Source organism: Vogesella fluminis (assembly GCF_014652335.1).
Classification (GTDB): Bacteria; Pseudomonadota; Gammaproteobacteria; order Burkholderiales; family Chromobacteriaceae; genus Vogesella; species Vogesella fluminis.
This window is the reverse complement of sequence record NZ_BMYP01000121.1, coordinates 1-688: the sequence shown is the minus strand read 5'-3', so window position 1 is coordinate 688 and position 688 is coordinate 1. Positions and strand designations below refer to the sequence as shown.

At 55.7% G+C, this 688-nt stretch carries 1 protein-coding gene; it reads right to left on the bottom strand.

Going from position 1 to position 688, the window contains the following annotated elements; translation table 11 throughout:
- A partial coding sequence (locus IE083_RS15715; protein ID WP_229799810.1) for a nucleotide-binding protein occupies nucleotides 1-590 on the bottom strand: 590 nt, incomplete at its 3' end.
- Nucleotides 591-688 lie beyond the last annotated feature (98 nt).

Sequence of the window (688 nt, the reverse complement as noted above, 5' to 3'; positions counted from 1 at the left end):
CGGACAATTTGGCAGTTTCCCGCCAATGGTCCGTTTACACAAAATTCTGCACACCCTCGATCCGATGGAAGGCGAACTTCATCTCCCCTGGGTTCCAGCAGGAAAGAGCGCATCCGGCCCAGTCTGCCAACAAACAAGCCGAGCTCAAAAATGACGTTGTCTCGCGGGGAGCTCTGTGTTTCCCCGCGAGCGGTAACCTGGTCGTCCGGCTGTGCGATTGCGATGGCGAAATCGCTCTCGTCGAGCTGTTCCTCTAGGCTTTCAATGGGGTATTGCGAAGCACGAAATACCCCTTCAGTCCAAATCTTCACGAAGAATTTGTCGTGTTCGAAGTGGTTTTCGACGGCGCGAGCGATGGGCAGGGCTTCGACCGAGCAGATGATGAACACCCGCGACGACTGATGGGCTGGACGGACCAGGTTGTTGCGTTGATGCAGCCGTTCGACAAGCTGACGGGTGATCTGTTGCCAGACCCGCGGGAATTCATTTGCCGCATTCTTGAAATCTGAAGCGGATACCTTTAGGACAACGGAAGGCTCTGTGGCGAGAACCGTAGCGGAGCGTGCGGCGGTGGCGACCAGTGCCGACATCTCCCCGACATGTTCTGTAGGGCCGCGGCTGGCAACCTGGACGTGATGAAGAAACCTTTTTTGGCAAGACTCTGATATTCCTCAGAGGCAAGTAAAGT